The organism is Micromonospora sp. NPDC049891 (assembly GCF_040660295.1).
In the GTDB taxonomy this organism is placed as follows: domain Bacteria; phylum Actinomycetota; class Actinomycetes; order Mycobacteriales; family Micromonosporaceae; genus Micromonospora.
Window position 1 is genome coordinate 17030 of the sequence record NZ_JBFAML010000007.1, and the last position, 14272, is coordinate 31301.

14 protein-coding genes are annotated in these 14272 nt (G+C 71.9%); 11 read left to right on the forward strand and 3 right to left on the reverse strand.

The window, feature by feature from the left end; genetic code table 11:
- The first annotated feature begins 280 nt into the window (after positions 1-280).
- Entirely contained in the window at positions 281-1570 is a 1290-nt protein-coding gene (locus tag AB0I71_RS11360) for a choice-of-anchor B family protein (protein ID WP_357583413.1), read from the forward strand.
- Entirely contained in the window at positions 1567-2499 is a 933-nt protein-coding gene (locus AB0I71_RS11365; RefSeq protein WP_357583415.1) for a hypothetical protein, read from the forward strand. The genes AB0I71_RS11360 and AB0I71_RS11365 overlap by 4 nt, the downstream gene beginning before the upstream one ends.
- A gap of 91 nt (positions 2500-2590) precedes the next feature.
- On the opposite strand, the gene AB0I71_RS11370 is transcribed toward AB0I71_RS11365, so the two are convergent.
- On the reverse strand, positions 2591-3037 hold the full coding sequence (locus AB0I71_RS11370) for an SRPBCC family protein (protein WP_093401307.1): 447 nt from the start codon (positions 3035-3037) through the stop codon (positions 2591-2593).
- Between the two features lie 186 nt (positions 3038-3223).
- On the opposite strand from AB0I71_RS11370, the gene AB0I71_RS11375 reads away from it, so the two are divergent.
- The 3 genes from AB0I71_RS11375 to gltX are packed head-to-tail and all read left to right on the forward strand — an operon-like array spanning position 3224 to position 7301.
- Positions 3224-4573, forward strand: a complete 1350-nt coding sequence (locus AB0I71_RS11375; RefSeq protein WP_357583417.1) for a GH1 family beta-glucosidase — start codon at positions 3224-3226, stop codon at positions 4571-4573.
- Positions 4570-5841, forward strand: a complete 1272-nt coding sequence (locus AB0I71_RS11380; protein WP_357583419.1) for an MFS transporter — start codon at positions 4570-4572, stop codon at positions 5839-5841. The genes AB0I71_RS11375 and AB0I71_RS11380 overlap by 4 nt, the downstream gene beginning before the upstream one ends.
- 50 nt (positions 5842-5891) lie before the next feature.
- Positions 5892-7301, forward strand: a complete 1410-nt coding sequence (gltX, locus tag AB0I71_RS11385) for a glutamate--tRNA ligase (protein ID WP_357583421.1) — start codon at positions 5892-5894, stop codon at positions 7299-7301.
- A 35-nt stretch (positions 7302-7336) separates the two neighbouring features.
- Here gltX and AB0I71_RS11390 read toward each other — a convergent pair whose 3' ends face one another.
- Complete coding sequence (locus tag AB0I71_RS11390) at positions 7337-7894, reverse strand: copper resistance CopC family protein (RefSeq protein ID WP_357583423.1); 558 nt, start codon at positions 7892-7894, stop codon at positions 7337-7339.
- A 275-nt stretch (positions 7895-8169) separates the two neighbouring features.
- On the opposite strand from AB0I71_RS11390, the gene AB0I71_RS11395 reads away from it, so the two are divergent.
- Positions 8170-8817 (forward strand): hypothetical protein, encoded by a 648-nt coding sequence (locus AB0I71_RS11395; protein WP_357583425.1) that lies wholly within the window; start codon positions 8170-8172, stop codon positions 8815-8817.
- Between the two features lie 75 nt (positions 8818-8892).
- On the opposite strand, the gene AB0I71_RS11400 is transcribed toward AB0I71_RS11395, so the two are convergent.
- Positions 8893-9258: a hypothetical protein gene (locus AB0I71_RS11400; RefSeq protein ID WP_357583427.1), complete on the reverse strand. Its 366-nt coding sequence runs from the start codon at positions 9256-9258 to the stop codon at positions 8893-8895.
- A gap of 167 nt (positions 9259-9425) precedes the next feature.
- On the opposite strand from AB0I71_RS11400, the gene AB0I71_RS11405 reads away from it, so the two are divergent.
- The 5 genes from AB0I71_RS11405 (at position 9426) to fabF (ending at position 14240) form a co-directional block, all read left to right on the forward strand.
- Positions 9426-10673 (forward strand): helix-turn-helix domain-containing protein, encoded by a 1248-nt coding sequence (locus AB0I71_RS11405; protein WP_357583429.1) that lies wholly within the window; start codon positions 9426-9428, stop codon positions 10671-10673.
- A 78-nt stretch (positions 10674-10751) separates the two neighbouring features.
- Positions 10752-11747 carry an ACP S-malonyltransferase gene (locus AB0I71_RS11410; RefSeq protein ID WP_357583431.1) on the forward strand — a complete coding sequence of 332 codons (996 nt, stop codon included), beginning with the start codon at positions 10752-10754 and terminating at the stop codon, positions 11745-11747.
- The gene (locus tag AB0I71_RS11415; RefSeq protein ID WP_357583433.1) at positions 11744-12688 is read left to right on the forward strand and encodes a beta-ketoacyl-ACP synthase III; all 945 of its coding nucleotides are present in this window, start codon (positions 11744-11746) and stop codon (positions 12686-12688) included. Before AB0I71_RS11410 ends, AB0I71_RS11415 begins: the two co-directional genes overlap by 4 nt.
- Positions 12689-12771: 83 nt before the next feature.
- Positions 12772-13011 (forward strand): acyl carrier protein, encoded by a 240-nt coding sequence (locus AB0I71_RS11420; protein WP_007072348.1) that lies wholly within the window; start codon positions 12772-12774, stop codon positions 13009-13011.
- 2 nt (positions 13012-13013) lie between these two features.
- The gene (gene fabF / locus AB0I71_RS11425) at positions 13014-14240 is read left to right on the forward strand and encodes a beta-ketoacyl-ACP synthase II (RefSeq protein ID WP_357583435.1); all 1227 of its coding nucleotides are present in this window, start codon (positions 13014-13016) and stop codon (positions 14238-14240) included.
- The last annotated feature ends 32 nt before the right edge of the window (positions 14241-14272 follow it).

Here is a 14272-nt window from a genome sequence, read left to right on the forward strand (position 1 = left end):
CCGTTGATCATGAGGTTAGCGGCGTTTTGAAGATCGACAACTGCCGCCAACCTCATGATCAACGGGGCTGGGGGCGGGGGGCAGGGCGGGGTCGGGGTGGGGGTGGTATGACGCAGGTGGTATTGGATGGTGCTATCGCCTGTAACAGGGTTAATTCAGAATGGTCGATAGGCGTTTGGCCCTCGTGGGCACTGGGTCGGTTCGGTGGACTATCCCGTCGCGCCGTCCCACCGCCGGCCCGGACGCTGTCGACGCTCCGGCGCGACGGGAGGGAGTGCACATGCGACCTGTCCGGATCGGTCTCGCCCTGGCCGTCGGCGCCCTGGTGGTGTCGATGTTCCCGGCGGGCTCCCCCTCGGTGGCGCACGACCCGGCCACCCCGGCCGGGCGCGCGTCGGCGCAGGAGTTCATGGCCCAGCGCGAGCCCACCCAGCAACTCGTCGCGGCCGCCGCCGCGACCTGCACCAACGGTCAGGCGGCGGGTTACCCCTGCCGCAACGTGGACCTGCTGTCGTTCCTGCCGCTGTCCAGCATCGGCGGCAGCCAGGCCAACGACATCTGGGGTTGGACAGACCCCCAGACCGGCAAGGAGTACGCGCTTGTCGGCCGGCGCAACGGCACCTCCTTCGTGGACGTGTCCAACCCGACCGCCCCGGTCTACCTGGGCAACCTGCCCGCGTACCAGAACCGGACCGCGATCTGGCGTGACATCAAGGTCTACCGGGACCACGCGTACGTGGTGGCGGACGTCTCCGGGCACGGCATGCAGGTGTTCGACCTGACCCGGCTGCGCGGCGTCACCACGCCGCAGACCTGGACAGCGAACGTGCACTACAGCCAGTTCGGCAACTCGCACAACATCGCCATCAACGAGCAGACCGGGTACGCGTACGCGGTCGGCACCAACACGTGCAGCGGCGGCCTGCACATGGTCGACATCCGCACCCCGAAGTCCCCGGTGTACGCCGGCTGCGTCAGCAACGACGGCTACACCCACGACACCCAGTGCGTGGTCTACCGGGGTCCGGACACCGCCTACACCGGGCGGGAGATCTGCGTCAGCTCCAACGAGGACACGGTGACAGTGGTCGACGTGACCACCAAGTCGGCTCCCCGGCAGCTGTCCCGAATCGGCTACACCGGGCGGGCCTACACCCACCAGGGCTGGTTCACCGAGAACCAGCGGTACTTCCTGCTCGACGACGAGCTGGACGAGACCCGGCGCGGGGTGAACACGCAGACCTACATCTGGGACCTGGCCGACCTGGACGCGCCTCGGCACATCGGCACCTACAGCGCCCCGTCCGGGGTCCAGGCCACCGACCACAACCAGTACGTCAAGGGCAACTACAGCTACCAGGCCAACTACCGGGCCGGGTTGCGCATCCTGGACCTGCGCAACGTGGCAGGCGGTCAGGCCACCGAGGCCGGGTTCTTCGACATCTACCCGTCGAGCAACAGCGCCTCGATGAACGGGGCGTGGAGCACCTACCCGTACTACCCGAGCGGCATCGTGGTGGTCAGCGGCATCGAGCAGGGGCTGTTCGTACTCCAGCCCCGCTTGTCATGACCGCCACCGACCATCGGCCGGGCACGGCCGCCGGCCAGGTCGAGGGGGCGTCCCTGCCGGGGCGCCCCCGCCCCGACCCGGCGCCGCCGCCACCGGGCGGCACGGTGGGGCGCTACGCCGCCGCCGCGCTGGTGCTCGGCCTGACCCTGACCGTCGGGTTCTTCGCCGGGCGCGCCGGTGGCCCGGTCGCCGCCCCGGCTCGACCGGCGGCCTCCGGCGCGCATCTCGCCCACGGTCCGGGTGGTCTTGAGGTGTCCCGCGACGGCTGGACGTTGACCCTGGACACCCCGGAGCTGGCCGCCGGCCGGCCCGGCGAGCTGGCCTTCCGGATCACCGACTCGACAGGCGCCGCGCTCACCGCGTTCCAGGAGAACCACGAGCGCCGGATGCACCTGATCCTGGTCGGCCGGGACCTCTCCGGCTACCAGCACGTACACCCGGAGATGTCGGCCGACGGCACCTGGCGGGTGACGGTCACCCCGGCCGCGCCCGGCCCGCTCCGGGCCATCGCGGACTTCTGGCCCCAGGGGGCGCCGGCCGGCGTCACGCTCGGGATCGACGTGCCGGTCCCCGGGCGCTACGCCGCCGGTCCGCTCGCGCCACCCGAGGAGACGATCCTGGTGGACGGCTACACGGTCACCCTCGACGGCGGGCTGCGCGCGGGCGAGTCCAACCAGGTGCTCGTCTGGCTCGGCCACGACGGGCGGCCGGTGAACGACCTGCAACGACATCTGGGCGCGTACGGGCACCTGGTGGCGCTGCGCCAGGGCGACCTGGCGTATCTGCACGTGCATCCGGCCGCGGCCAGTCAGCCCAGCTCGGTGGTGGCGTTCGGCGTCACCGTGCCGTCGGCCGGCACCTACCGGCTGTTCTTCGAGTTCCGGCACCTCGACGAGGTACGCGTCGCCGCGTTCACCGTGATCGTCTGAGCCTTCGACACGACGAGCGGTGGCGGCCCGGGTGCCCCTGGAGGGGACACCGGGGCCGCCACCTTCGCGGGTGACGCCGGGACGCGGCCCGTCAGCCGACGGCGGCCAGATCGGTCAACCGGGCCAGCGAGTCCTCCAGGTCGGCGCCGACCCGACGCAGGCCGAGCCGGAGCAGGGCGGCCTTGACCGGGCCGGCCGGCCAGCGCACGACGATGAGCCGCACGACCGTCCCGCCCTCCTGTTCGTCGGGCGTGAGCTGGACGTATATCTCGGTGCGCGCCTCCGCTCGGGCACCGGCGCCCTTGGCGCGTTCACGCCAGCCGATCAGGGTCGGCTCCTGATAGGCGATCACCTCGGCCTCATGCGCGGCGCCGCGTCCAGCCTGGACAAGCTGCCGCCGACCGAAGCCCTCCCCCGAGAGGACCTCGGCCGCACGGACCCCGGCCAGCCAGGCCGGCAACTGCTCGGCCCGCTGCACCACGTCCCAGACCGCTTCCACTGGCGCCGCCACGTGCGCGCTGCGTTCCACGAGGATCATTTCCGTCTTCCTCCAGTGAGGACATCCCACGATATTCGGCACTCTATGCGCAAAAACGGACGTATATGGACGGGTTCGTAAAAGACACGCCGAAAGGTATTGCTCGTCGCGGCCCGGGAGGCTATGGCGTCCGGTCGCCACGCCCCCTAGAGTTCCGAGCACGTTTCGCGTTTATCGGGAGGGCGCATGCCTACCGCTCCGATCCCCGAGTTCCCCACCGACTTCCGCTGGGGTGTCTCCACCTCCGCGTACCAGATCGAGGGCGCCGCCGGCACCGACGGGCGCGGACCGTCCATCTGGGACACCTTCGCCCACACCCCCGGCCGGATCATCGACGGCAGCAGCGGCGACGTGGCCTGCGACCACTACCACCGGTACGCCGAGGACATCGCCCTGATGGCCGGGCTGGGAGTCAGCGCGTACCGCTTCTCGATCGCCTGGCCCCGGGTACTGCCCAGCGGCACCGGCAAGGTCAACCCCGCCGGGCTGGACTTCTACGAACGGCTTGTCGACGAACTGCTCGCCCACGACATCGACCCGGTCGCCACCCTCTTCCACTGGGACCTGCCCCAGCCACTGGAGGACGCCGGAGGCTGGCTGAACCGGGACACCGCGCACCGCTTCGCCGAGTACGCCGACCTGATGGCCGCCCGCCTCGGCGACCGGGTCCGGCTCTGGATCACCCTCAACGAGCCGTTCATCCACCTGAGCCTCGGGCACGCCACAGGCGTCCACGCCCCCGGCCGGATGCTGCTCTTCGACGCCTTCCCGGTCGCCCACCACCAGTTGCTCGGCCACGGTCTCGCGGTCGCCGCGCTACGTGCCCGCAGCACCAGCCCGGTGGCCATCGCCAACAACTATTCGCCGGTCCGCGTCGTCGGTGGCAGCGGGGCCGACATCGCCGCGGCGGCGACCTACCAGGCACTGCACAACCGGCTCTTCACCGACCCGCTGCTCGGGCGCGGGTATCCGACGGAACTGGGCTTCGACACCGCCGCGGTGCGCGACGGCGACCTGGACGTGATCGCCGCCCCGATCGACGTGCTCGGCGTCAACTACTACAACCCCACGGCGGTACGCGCACCCGAGGAGGGCTCACCACTCCCCTTCGAACTGGTGCCGCTCACCGGCTACCCGCGTACCGCCTTCGACTGGCCGGTGGTTCCGGACGGACTGCGTGAGCTGCTCGGCTGGCTGCACGACAGCTACGGGACGGCCCTGCCGCCGATCCAGATCACCGAGAGCGGATGCGCCTACGACGACGCGCCGGACGCCGACGGGCAGGTGCCCGACCCGGACCGGATCGCCTACCTCGACGGCCACCTGCGGGCGGTACGCGCCGCGATCGACGACGGGGTGGACGTGACCGGCTACTTCGTCTGGTCGTTGCTGGACAACTGGGAGTGGGCCGAGGGCTTCACCAAACGCTTCGGCCTGGTGCACGTCGACTTCGAGACCGGGCAGCGCACGCCCAAGGCGTCGTACGCCTGGCTGCGCGAGGTGATCGCGAACGCCCGGCGGGATCCCTCTCGGTGACCACCGTCGACCCCACCCCGACCTCGCTGCCGGCCGCGCTCGCCGAACCGACGGTGCCGGTCCGGCGAGGGTGGATCGCGCTGCTGTTCGCCGCCAACCTCGGCGTCTGGATGGCCTTCTTCACCCCGATCCAGGTGCTGCTCCCCCAGCAGCTCGGGGAGATCACCCCGGCCGACAAGGAGACCATGCTGGCGGTGGTCACCGGGTTCGGCGCCCTCGCTGCGGTGATCGCCAACCCGCTGGCCGGGGCGCTGTCCGACCGGACCTGCCTGCGGATCGGCCGGCGGGAGTTCGGCCGGCGGCACGTCTGGACCCTCGGTGGCGCGGTGCTCGCCGCGCTGGCCCTGGTGCTGCTCGCCCAGGCGCAGACCGTGCTCGGGGTGGCGGTCGGCTGGGTCGCCGCACAGGTCTGCCTCAACGCGATGCTGGCCAGCCTCACCGCCGCCGTACCGGACCGGGTGCCGGTCGTCCAGCGTGGCGGCGTCTCCGGCTGGGTGGGCATCCCGCAGGCGCTGGGGTTGGTGCTCGGGGTGGTCCTGGTCACCGCAGTGTTCACCGGCATCAACGCCGGTTACCTGGCGATCGCCGGGGCCATCCTGCTGCTCGCCGTGCCGTTCGCCCTGCGTACCAAGGACGACCCGCTGCCCCGCGCGCACCGGCTGACGCTACGTGGCCTGTTCCGCTCGATGTGGGTGTCGCCGCGGCAGCATCCCGACTTCGGCTGGGCCTGGATCACCCGGTTCCTGGTCCAGCTCGGCAACGCCCTGGGCACCCTGTACCTGCTCTACTTCCTCACCGACGAGGTCCGGGTGGCCGACCCCGAGGGTGGCCTGCTGGTGCTGATCCTGCTCTACACCGCCGGGCTGATGGCCACCACTGTGGTCGCCGGTCGGCTGTCGGACCGGTCCGGCAGACGGAAGGTCTACGTGATCACTTCCGGCATGGTGATCGCACTGGCGGCGCTGCTGCTGGCCGTGGCGCCCACCTGGCCGATGGCGATGGTCGCCGCGCTGCTGCTCGGTGCCGGCTACGGGGTGTACCTGTCGGTGGATGCCGCCCTGATCACCCAGGTGCTGCCCAAGGCCACCGACCGGGCCAAGGACCTGGGCGTGATCAACATCGCCAACTCCGCCCCGCAGGTGCTCGGTCCGGCCATCTCCGCACCGATCGTGGTGTACCTCGGTGGCTATCCCGCGCTGTACGCGACCACCGCAGCGGTGACCGTGCTCGGCAGCGTCCTGGTACTGAAGATCCGCTCGGTGCCCTGAGGCGTACCCCTTGGCCGAATGCGGTAGCGCGCCGCCGTAGGCTGGAGGTCGTGACGGTACGTGTGCGCTTCGCCCCTTCACCGACCGGTATGTTCCACGTCGGCGGTGCCCGCTCGGCACTACAGAACTGGATCTACGCCCGGCAGCAGGGCGGTGTGTTCGTGCTGCGTATCGAGGACACCGACGCGGCCCGCAACAAGCCGGAGTGGACCGAGGGCATCCTGTCGGCGCTGGACTGGATCGGTATCGAGCGGGGCAGTTACGAGGGGCCCTACTTCCAGTCCTCGTACGCCGGTGAGCACCGCGCCGCCGCGCGGCGGCTGCACGAGGCCGGCCGGGCGTACTACTGCGACTGCACTCGCGAAGCGGTACAGGCTCGCACCGGTAACCAGTACACCGGCTACGACGGCTTCTGCCGGGACCGGGGGTTGCCGCCCGGCGAGGGTCGTGCGTTGCGGTTCCGCACCCCTGACGAGGGCGCCACGGTGGTGATCGACCTGATCCGGGGCGAGCCGACCTTCGAGAACAAGCTGATCGAGGACTTCGTCATCGCCCGGGGCGACGGCTCGCCGGTCTTCCTGCTGGCAAACGTCGTGGACGACATGACGATGGGGATCACGCACGTGATCCGGGCCGAGGAGCACCTGCCCAACACCCCGAAGCAGCAGCTGCTCTGGGACGCGCTCGGGGTGAAGCCGCCGATCTGGGCGCACGTGCCGGTGGTGGTCAACGAGAAGCGGCAGAAGCTCTCCAAGCGTCGCGACAAGGTCGCCCTGGAGGCGTACCGGGACGAGGGGTACCTCGCCGAGGCGATGCGCAACTATCTGATGCTGCTCGGTTGGGCACCCTCTGGCGACCGGGAGATCGTGCCCTGGCCGGTCATCGAGGACGAGTTCCGGCTGGAGGAGGTCAACCCCTCACCGGCGTTCTTCGACGAGAAGAAGCTGCGCGCGTTCAACGGCGAGTACATCCGGGCGCTGCCCGTGGCCGAGTTCGTCGAGGCGTGCCAGCCCTGGCTGACCGGCACCGGCACCATCGCGCCGCCGCCCTGGCAGCCGGCGGAGTTCGACGCGACCGTGTTCGCCGCGGTGGCCCCGTTGGCGCAGACCCGGATCGCGGTGCTCAGCGAAATCGTGCCGAACGTCGACTTCCTCTTCGTCGACTCCCCGCTGATCGACGAGGCAGCCTGGAACAAGGCGATGAAGGATGGGTCGGCGGAGCTGCTCGACGCCGCCGTCGCCGCCTTCGAGGCTGTCGATTCCTGGGACGCCGAGACGCTCAAGGCCACCCTGGAGGCGGTCGGCGCGGAGCGCGGCCTCAAGCTCGGCAAGGCGCAGGCACCGGTACGCGTCGCGGTCACCGGTCGTACCGTCGGCTTGCCGCTGTTCGAGTCGCTGGAGGTGCTCGGGCGCGAGCGGGCCCTGACCCGGATGCGCGCGGCCCGGGTCCGCCTGGTCTGACCCCTGAGCGCTCCGGCCCGGCCGGGCCGGAGCGCTCAGCCTCGGCGGGCGGCGCGGCGGCGGATCAGCCGGGCCGCGACCAGGATCGCCAGCAGCGGCACCACGGCGACGGCCGCCCACCACCAACCGCCACCGAAGGACGACTCGTCCGACCGGGGTACGGGGGTGACGGCCTCGGACGTGGTCGGTGCCGGGTTGGTCGCGGCGGGGGTGGTCGGGGCGGCGGCACTCGGTTCCGGGGACGGGTCGGCGGGGGTGTTCGTGGTAAGCGTGAACCGCACCTCGCCGGTGATCGGGTGACCGTCGGCGGACACCAGCCGGTAACCGACGATGTACAGCCCCGCCGCGCCGGGAGTGAGCGGCACGCTGACCCGGTTGCCGGCGAAGCGCGGCTGCCCACCTGCCGCGTCGACATTGTCCGGCCCGGTGATCGTGATCTTCGTCGTGTCCTTGTCGAGCCGAGCCAGAAAGCGCAGCTCGACGCGCTCCGGTGCTTCGGCCACCCGGGCACCGTCGCGCGGATCACTGCCGGTCAACTGGTTGTGCGCGGCGGCCGGTGCGGCCGGCATCAGCAGCGACACGCCGAGCGCCACGCCGAACACCGCTGCCCAGGAAGGCGTCAGACGCGCTATCCTGCCCCCCATCATGGCCTCCGCAAAGGTAAGATCCGCCCGCTGCTTCGCGGCTGGTCGTTGGTCGAGTCGCGATCGCGGATAGTTCCAATTAGTGTTCCATCAGCTGCAACCGATCGGCGTTCCGCGGAGTCTTTTGAGTGGGTACCTGTCCTGTGGGCACGGTCACCACCGTCGGCCTTCCAACGTGTGACCCCTGCAGCACAGCCACCCATCGAACGGGGCGAGGAGGCGGCATGGTCCGACGGATGAGGCGACTGGCCGCGGTGACGGTGGGTGCGGTGGCGGCGGTGCTGTTGTCGTTCACCTCCGCCGAGGTGGCCCGGTCGGCGCCGAAGACGCCGCCGGCGGGCGTGGACATCACCGGGCACGGGCTGGCCGAGCCGTTGCGGCTGCGCGCCGAGACGCATCCCGCGCATGTCGTCGCCGTCATCGAGCAGGTCAACCACCGGGGCCTGGTCCGCCAGTCCGGCGGCCCGAAGAAGGCCGACCTCGGTCCGAAGTACACGGTCGTGGTGCTGGCTGGCGACGCTCCGAAGCAGACCTACGACCTGTACCCGAAGGCGGTCGGAGGGCCCCGCGTCTTCCGCCCCGCCAAGCAGCCCGACCGCAAGGTCAGCGCCGCCTGGTACCTCGGGCGGGTCAGCATGTCCGAGACGCTGCGGACCGCAGGTGTGCCGCTGGAACGGACCTACGAGGCGGTCAGCGGGGGCGTCGGCGGGGGTGAACGCATCATCCCGGAGGAGGCGCTCAACCCCGCTCAGGACATCAACGAGGCGTTCAGCGAGTTGCGCCGGCTACTCCTGCTGAACGTCGCCGTGGTGCTGGTGATCACCCTCGGGCTCGCCGGGATCGCGCTGCTGATCCGCCGCCGTACCCACTGACCTCGGCCGGCTCTCGCGGGTGCACTGCGACCCGCGAGAGCCGCCGTGCTGGTCTGACGGCAGGTCGCGGTCCGCTCAGCACCAGCGACGCGGCGGGCGTTCCCGCCGCAGGTTCCGGTGGGCCGGACGAACCGGACCGTGCCGGTGCGCCCCGGCCCAGCCGGGCAGGTCACTGCGGCAGCCGCCGGCCGTCGTGCCGGCCTGTGCCGCCGTGGACGGCTCGATGGCGCGCTGACGGGGCACCTGTGGCTCGCCGCCGCGCGGTCGGGCGGGCGTCGGGTCGTCCTCGGGGCGCTCCGGCACCCGAGCCGCGGCCGGCTCGACCGGATGCGCCAGGCCGGGCGGCCGGCGGTGGTGCTTGGCGAGCGCCGGCTGCTCGTGGGGGCCCGGTCGGCACGGCTCCCCCTGGGCACAGCCGTGGTCGGCCTCCCCGTACGCCATCGGCGTCTCCTCACGCTCGCCCTCACCCGCCGGTGCCCACCCGACGTGCCCTGTCACCGTACTGGCCGGAGCTGACCGGCCGCGCAGCGCGTACCGGTTCACCCGCCAGCGGTGCAGCGCCGACGCCTGCCGGCAAGGTCCAGGTCAGGGCATGTCAGGCTAGGCGGGTGAGCGAGTCGGGCGGCACGGACCTGTCAGCCACGCTGCGCCGGATCGAACGGGCGGCCGGCGCGCTGGCCACCGCGAGCGTGGTCCGGATGGACGAGACCCTGCCCTGGTTCCGGGAGCTGCCGGCCGATCAGCGCTCCTGGGTGATGCTCGTCGCCCAGGCCGGCGCCCGCTCCCTGGTCCAGTGGTTGCGGGGCGGCGGCGGGGCCGGCGAGGGCACCCAGGAGGTCTCCGACGAGGTGTTCGCCACCGCGCCCCAGGCGCTGGCCCGCTCGATCACCCTCCAGCAGACCGTCGCGCTGATCAAGGTGACGATCGACGTGGTGGAGGAACAGGTCGGCGAGTTGGCCGCGCCCGGTGAGGAGCCGCAGTTGCGGGAGGCGGTGCTCCGGTACTCCCGGGAGATCGCCTTCGCCGCCGCCCGGGTCTACGCGCGGGCCGCCGAGTCGCGCGGCTCCTGGGACGCCCGTCTACAGGCCCTGCTGGTGGACGCGCTGCTGCGCGGCGACTCGCCGGACGTGCTGGCCAGCCGGGCCGCCGCGCTCGGCTGGACGGACGCGCCGCCGGTGGCGGTGGCGGTCGGCCCCTCCCCCGGCGGCGAGGTCGCCGCCGTCCTGCACACCGTCTACCGGCAGGCCCGGCGGATCGGGGTCGAGGTGATCGGCGGCGTCCACGGTGACCGCCTGGTGATCGTGCTCGGCGGGGCCGCCGACCCGGTGGCGGCGACCGGCAAGCTGCTCACCGCCTTCGGAGACGGACCGGTGGTGGTCGGCCCGGCGGTGCCGAGCCTGGACGAGGCGACCGAGTCGGCGCGGGCGGCGTTGGCCGGATACCGGGCCGCCCCGGCTTGGCCGGCGGCACCGCGCCCGGTGCACGCGGGTGACCTGCTACCCGAGCGGGCCCTCGCGGGCGACGCCGAGGCCCGCCGACGGCTGCGCCACGACGTGTACGCGGTGCTGGTTCGCGCCGGCGGTGAGCTGCTGGAGACCCTTGACGCCTTCTTCGCCGCGGGCGGCACCTTGGAGAGCGCCGCCCGGGCGCTGTACGTGCACCCGAACACCGTGCGCTACCGGCTGCGGCGGATCTCCGAGGTGACCGGGTTCAGCCCGCTGGCGCCCCGGGACGCCTTCGCACTGCGGGTCGCGCTCACCGTCGGCCGGCTCGATCCGGTGGTGCCGACCCAGACATTGACCCCACCAGTCAGTAAAAGATCACAGCATGGTGATGACCAACGTCAGTCTTTGTAGGATCCCTCCAACTGTCCTAGTGCGGTTTGGTGCCAGCCGGCACAGCGCAACCCATGGGTATCCAGGAGAGTCATAGACGTGCTCGCCGTACTCTGCCCCGGCCAGGGCTCCCAGAAACCTGGCTTTCTGACCCCCTGGCTCGACCTGCCCGACGCCGAGGCCCGACTGCGCTCGTGGTCCGAGCTGGCCGGCGTCGACCTGGTGCACCTGGGCACCACCGCCGACGCCGACGAGATCCGGGACACCGCACGCACCCAGCCGCTGCTGGTCGCCGCGGCACTGCTCGCCGCCGAGCACCTGCCGATGCGGGAGGTCGCGCTCACCGCGGGGCACAGCGTCGGTGAACTCGGCGCGGCGGCGCTCGCCGGGGCACTGCCGGCGGAGGCGGCGATCACCCTCGCCGGCGTACGCGGCCGGGAGATGGCCGCCGCCTGCGCGCTGGAGCCGACCGGCATGGCGGCTGTGCTCGGTGGCGACCCGGACGAGGTGACCGCCGCGATCAGCGGGCACGGGCTGCACGCCGCCAACCGCAACGGCAAGGGTCAGGTCGTCGCCGCTGGTGCGCTCGGCGGGCTGGAGAAGCTGGCCGCGGAGCCCCCGGAGCGGGTCCGGGTCGTCCGGCTGCAGGTGGCCGGCGCGTTCCACACCCCGTACATGGCTCCGGCGGAAGCCGCGCTGGCCACCGTCGCCGCCGGGATCACGCCGAACGACCCGGACCGCATCCTGCTGTCCAACCTCGACGGGACGGCGGTCACCGACGGCGGTGAGCTGCTCGAACGGTTGGTTCGTCAGGTCACCGCCCCGGTCCGCTGGGATCTCTGCATGGCCACTCTCGCCGAACTCGGCGTGACCGGCGTGATCGAGCTGCCGCCCGCCGGCACGCTCGCCGGGCTGGTCAAGCGCGAACTGGCCGGTGCCGGCGCGCCCGAGATCGTCACCTTGAAGACCCCGGACGACCTGTCCGCCGCCCGGGATCTCATCGCCCGGCACGGCACGACGGCGGGCGGCCCGGCCAACGAGAACAGTCCGCACACGTCTCGCGACAACACCGACGCTGGGGAGGCCTCGTCATGACGGGCAGCCGGATCCTGTCCCTCGGGCACTACCAGCCGTCCCGGGTGGTGACCAACGACGAGATCGCCCAACTGGTGGAGACCAGCGACGAGTGGATCCGCGACCGGGTCGGCATCGCGGCACGCCGGATCGCCGGTGACGAGACGGTCGCCGACATGGCCGCGGCCGCCGCCGACAAGGCGCTGGCCAACTCCGGCCTGACCGCCGCCGACATCGACCTGGTGGTGGTCGCGACCTGCACGTCGATCGACCGCAGCCCGAACGTGGCCTGCCGGGTCGCCGCCAAGCTGGGGATCAACGCCCCCGGGGCGTACGACGTGAACACCGCCTGCTCCGGCTTCGCGTACGCGCTGGGCACTGTGGATCACGCGATCCGCGCCGGTGCGTCGCGCAACGCCCTGGTGATCGGCGCGGAGAAGCTGTCCGACTTCACCGACTGGACCGACCGCTCCACCTGCATCATCTTCGGCGACGGCGCGGGCGCGGCAGTGGTCACCGCCGCCGCCGAGGACGAGCCCGCCGGTGTCGGTCCGGTGGTGTGGGGCTCGGTGCCGGAGCGCGGCGACGCGGTACGCATCGAGGGTTGGCGGCCGTACGTCGCCCAGGAGGGCCAGACGGTGTTCCGCTGGGCCACCACGGCGCTGGCACCGCTGGCCCTGCAGGCGTGTGAACGGGCCGGTGTCGACCCGTCGGAGTTGGCCGCCTTCGTGCCGCACCAGGCCAACGCACGGATCATCGACGGCATCGCCAAGCGGCTGAACATCGGCCAGGCGATCGTCGCCAAGGACATCGTCGAGTCCGGCAACACCTCCGCGGCCAGCATCCCGTTGGCCCTGTCCAAGCTGGTGGAGCGCCGCGAGATGCCCTCCGGCGCCCCGGTGCTGCTGTTCGGCTTCGGCGGCGGCCTGACCTACGCCGGTCAGGTCGTCCGCTGCCCCTGATACCCCCACGGCGCGCGGCGCCGAGGAGCGACGGGTGGCGTCGCCGCCCCGTCGAGAGAACCCGATGAGAGGAACCCACCGCAATGACCCGTGACGAGATCACCGCCGGCCTCGCCGAGATCCTCGAAGAGGTTGCCGGGGTGAACCCGGACGACGTGGCCGAGGGGAAGTCCTTCACCGACGACCTGGACGTCGACTCGCTCTCCATGGTGGAGGTCGTGGTGGCCGCCGAGGAGAAGTTCGGCGTCAAGATCCCTGACAACGAGGTGCAGAACCTCAAGACCGTCGGGGACGCCGTGAGCTACATCGAGGCGCAGTCCTGATCATGAGTCGCATCGACGTCGTCGTCACCGGGCTCGGCGCGACCACCCCGCTGGGCGGGGACGTCGCGTCGACCTGGGACGCCATGCTCGCCGGCCGCTCCGGGGTGAGTTCGCTCGCCCAGGAGTGGGCCGCGCAACTGCCGGTCCGGATCGCCGCCCAGCTCGCGGTCGATCCGGCCGGCCTGCTGGACCGGGTGAAGCTGCGCCGGTTGGACCGTTCCGAGGCGATCGCCCTGGTCGCCGCCCACCAGGCCTGGTCGGACGCCGGCCTGGCCGACTCCGGGCTCGACCCGGAGCGGCTCGGCGTGAGCGTCGGTTCGGGTATCGGCGGGGCGCTGACCCTGCTCGCCCAGGACGACGTCCTGGAGGCGTCCGGCCCCCGGCGGGTCTCCCCGCACACCATTCCGATGCTGATGCCGAACGGCCCGGCCGCGTGGGTCGGTCTGGAGCTGGGCGCCCGCGCGGGCGTGCACTCGGTGGCCAGCGCCTGCGCCACCGGTGCGGAGGCGATCGCGCTCGGCATGGACATGATCCGTGCCGGTCGCGCCGACGTGGTGGTGGCCGGCGGCACCGAGGCGGTCATCCACCCGCTGCCCATCGCCGGCTTCTCCTCGATGCGGGCGATGTCGACCCGCAACGACGAGCCGGAGCGGGCCTCCCGCCCGTGGGACAAGGGCCGGGACGGCTTCGTGCTCGGCGAGGGCGCCGGCGTGATCGTGCTGGAACGCGCCGACCACGCCGCCGCCCGGGGTGCCCGGGTGTACGCGCGGCTCGCCGGTGCGGGTCTCACCTCCGACGGCTTCGACATCGTCCAGCCCCACCCGGAGGGGGCCGGGGCGATCCGGGCGATCGCGAAGGCGATCTCCGACGCGGACGTGGCGAAGTCCGACATCGTCCACGTCAACGCGCACGCCACCTCGACTCCGGTGGGCGACATGGCGGAGATCACCGCGTTGCGGGCCGCGCTGGGCGACCACCCGGTGCTCACCGCCACCAAGTCCATGTCCGGTCACCTGCTCGGTGCGGCAGGTGCGCTGGAGTCGATCGCCACCATCCTGGCGATCCGCGACAGCGTGGTGCCGCCGACGATCAACCTGGACGACCCGGACGACGGTCTCACCCTGGACGTGGCGGCCAACAAGGCGCGGCACATGGAGGTCCCCGCCGCGCTGAACAACTCGTTCGGCTTCGGCGGCCACAACGTGGCCCTCATCTTCACCCGCCCCTGACCCCACCCCTGTTGATCATGAGGTTAGCGGCA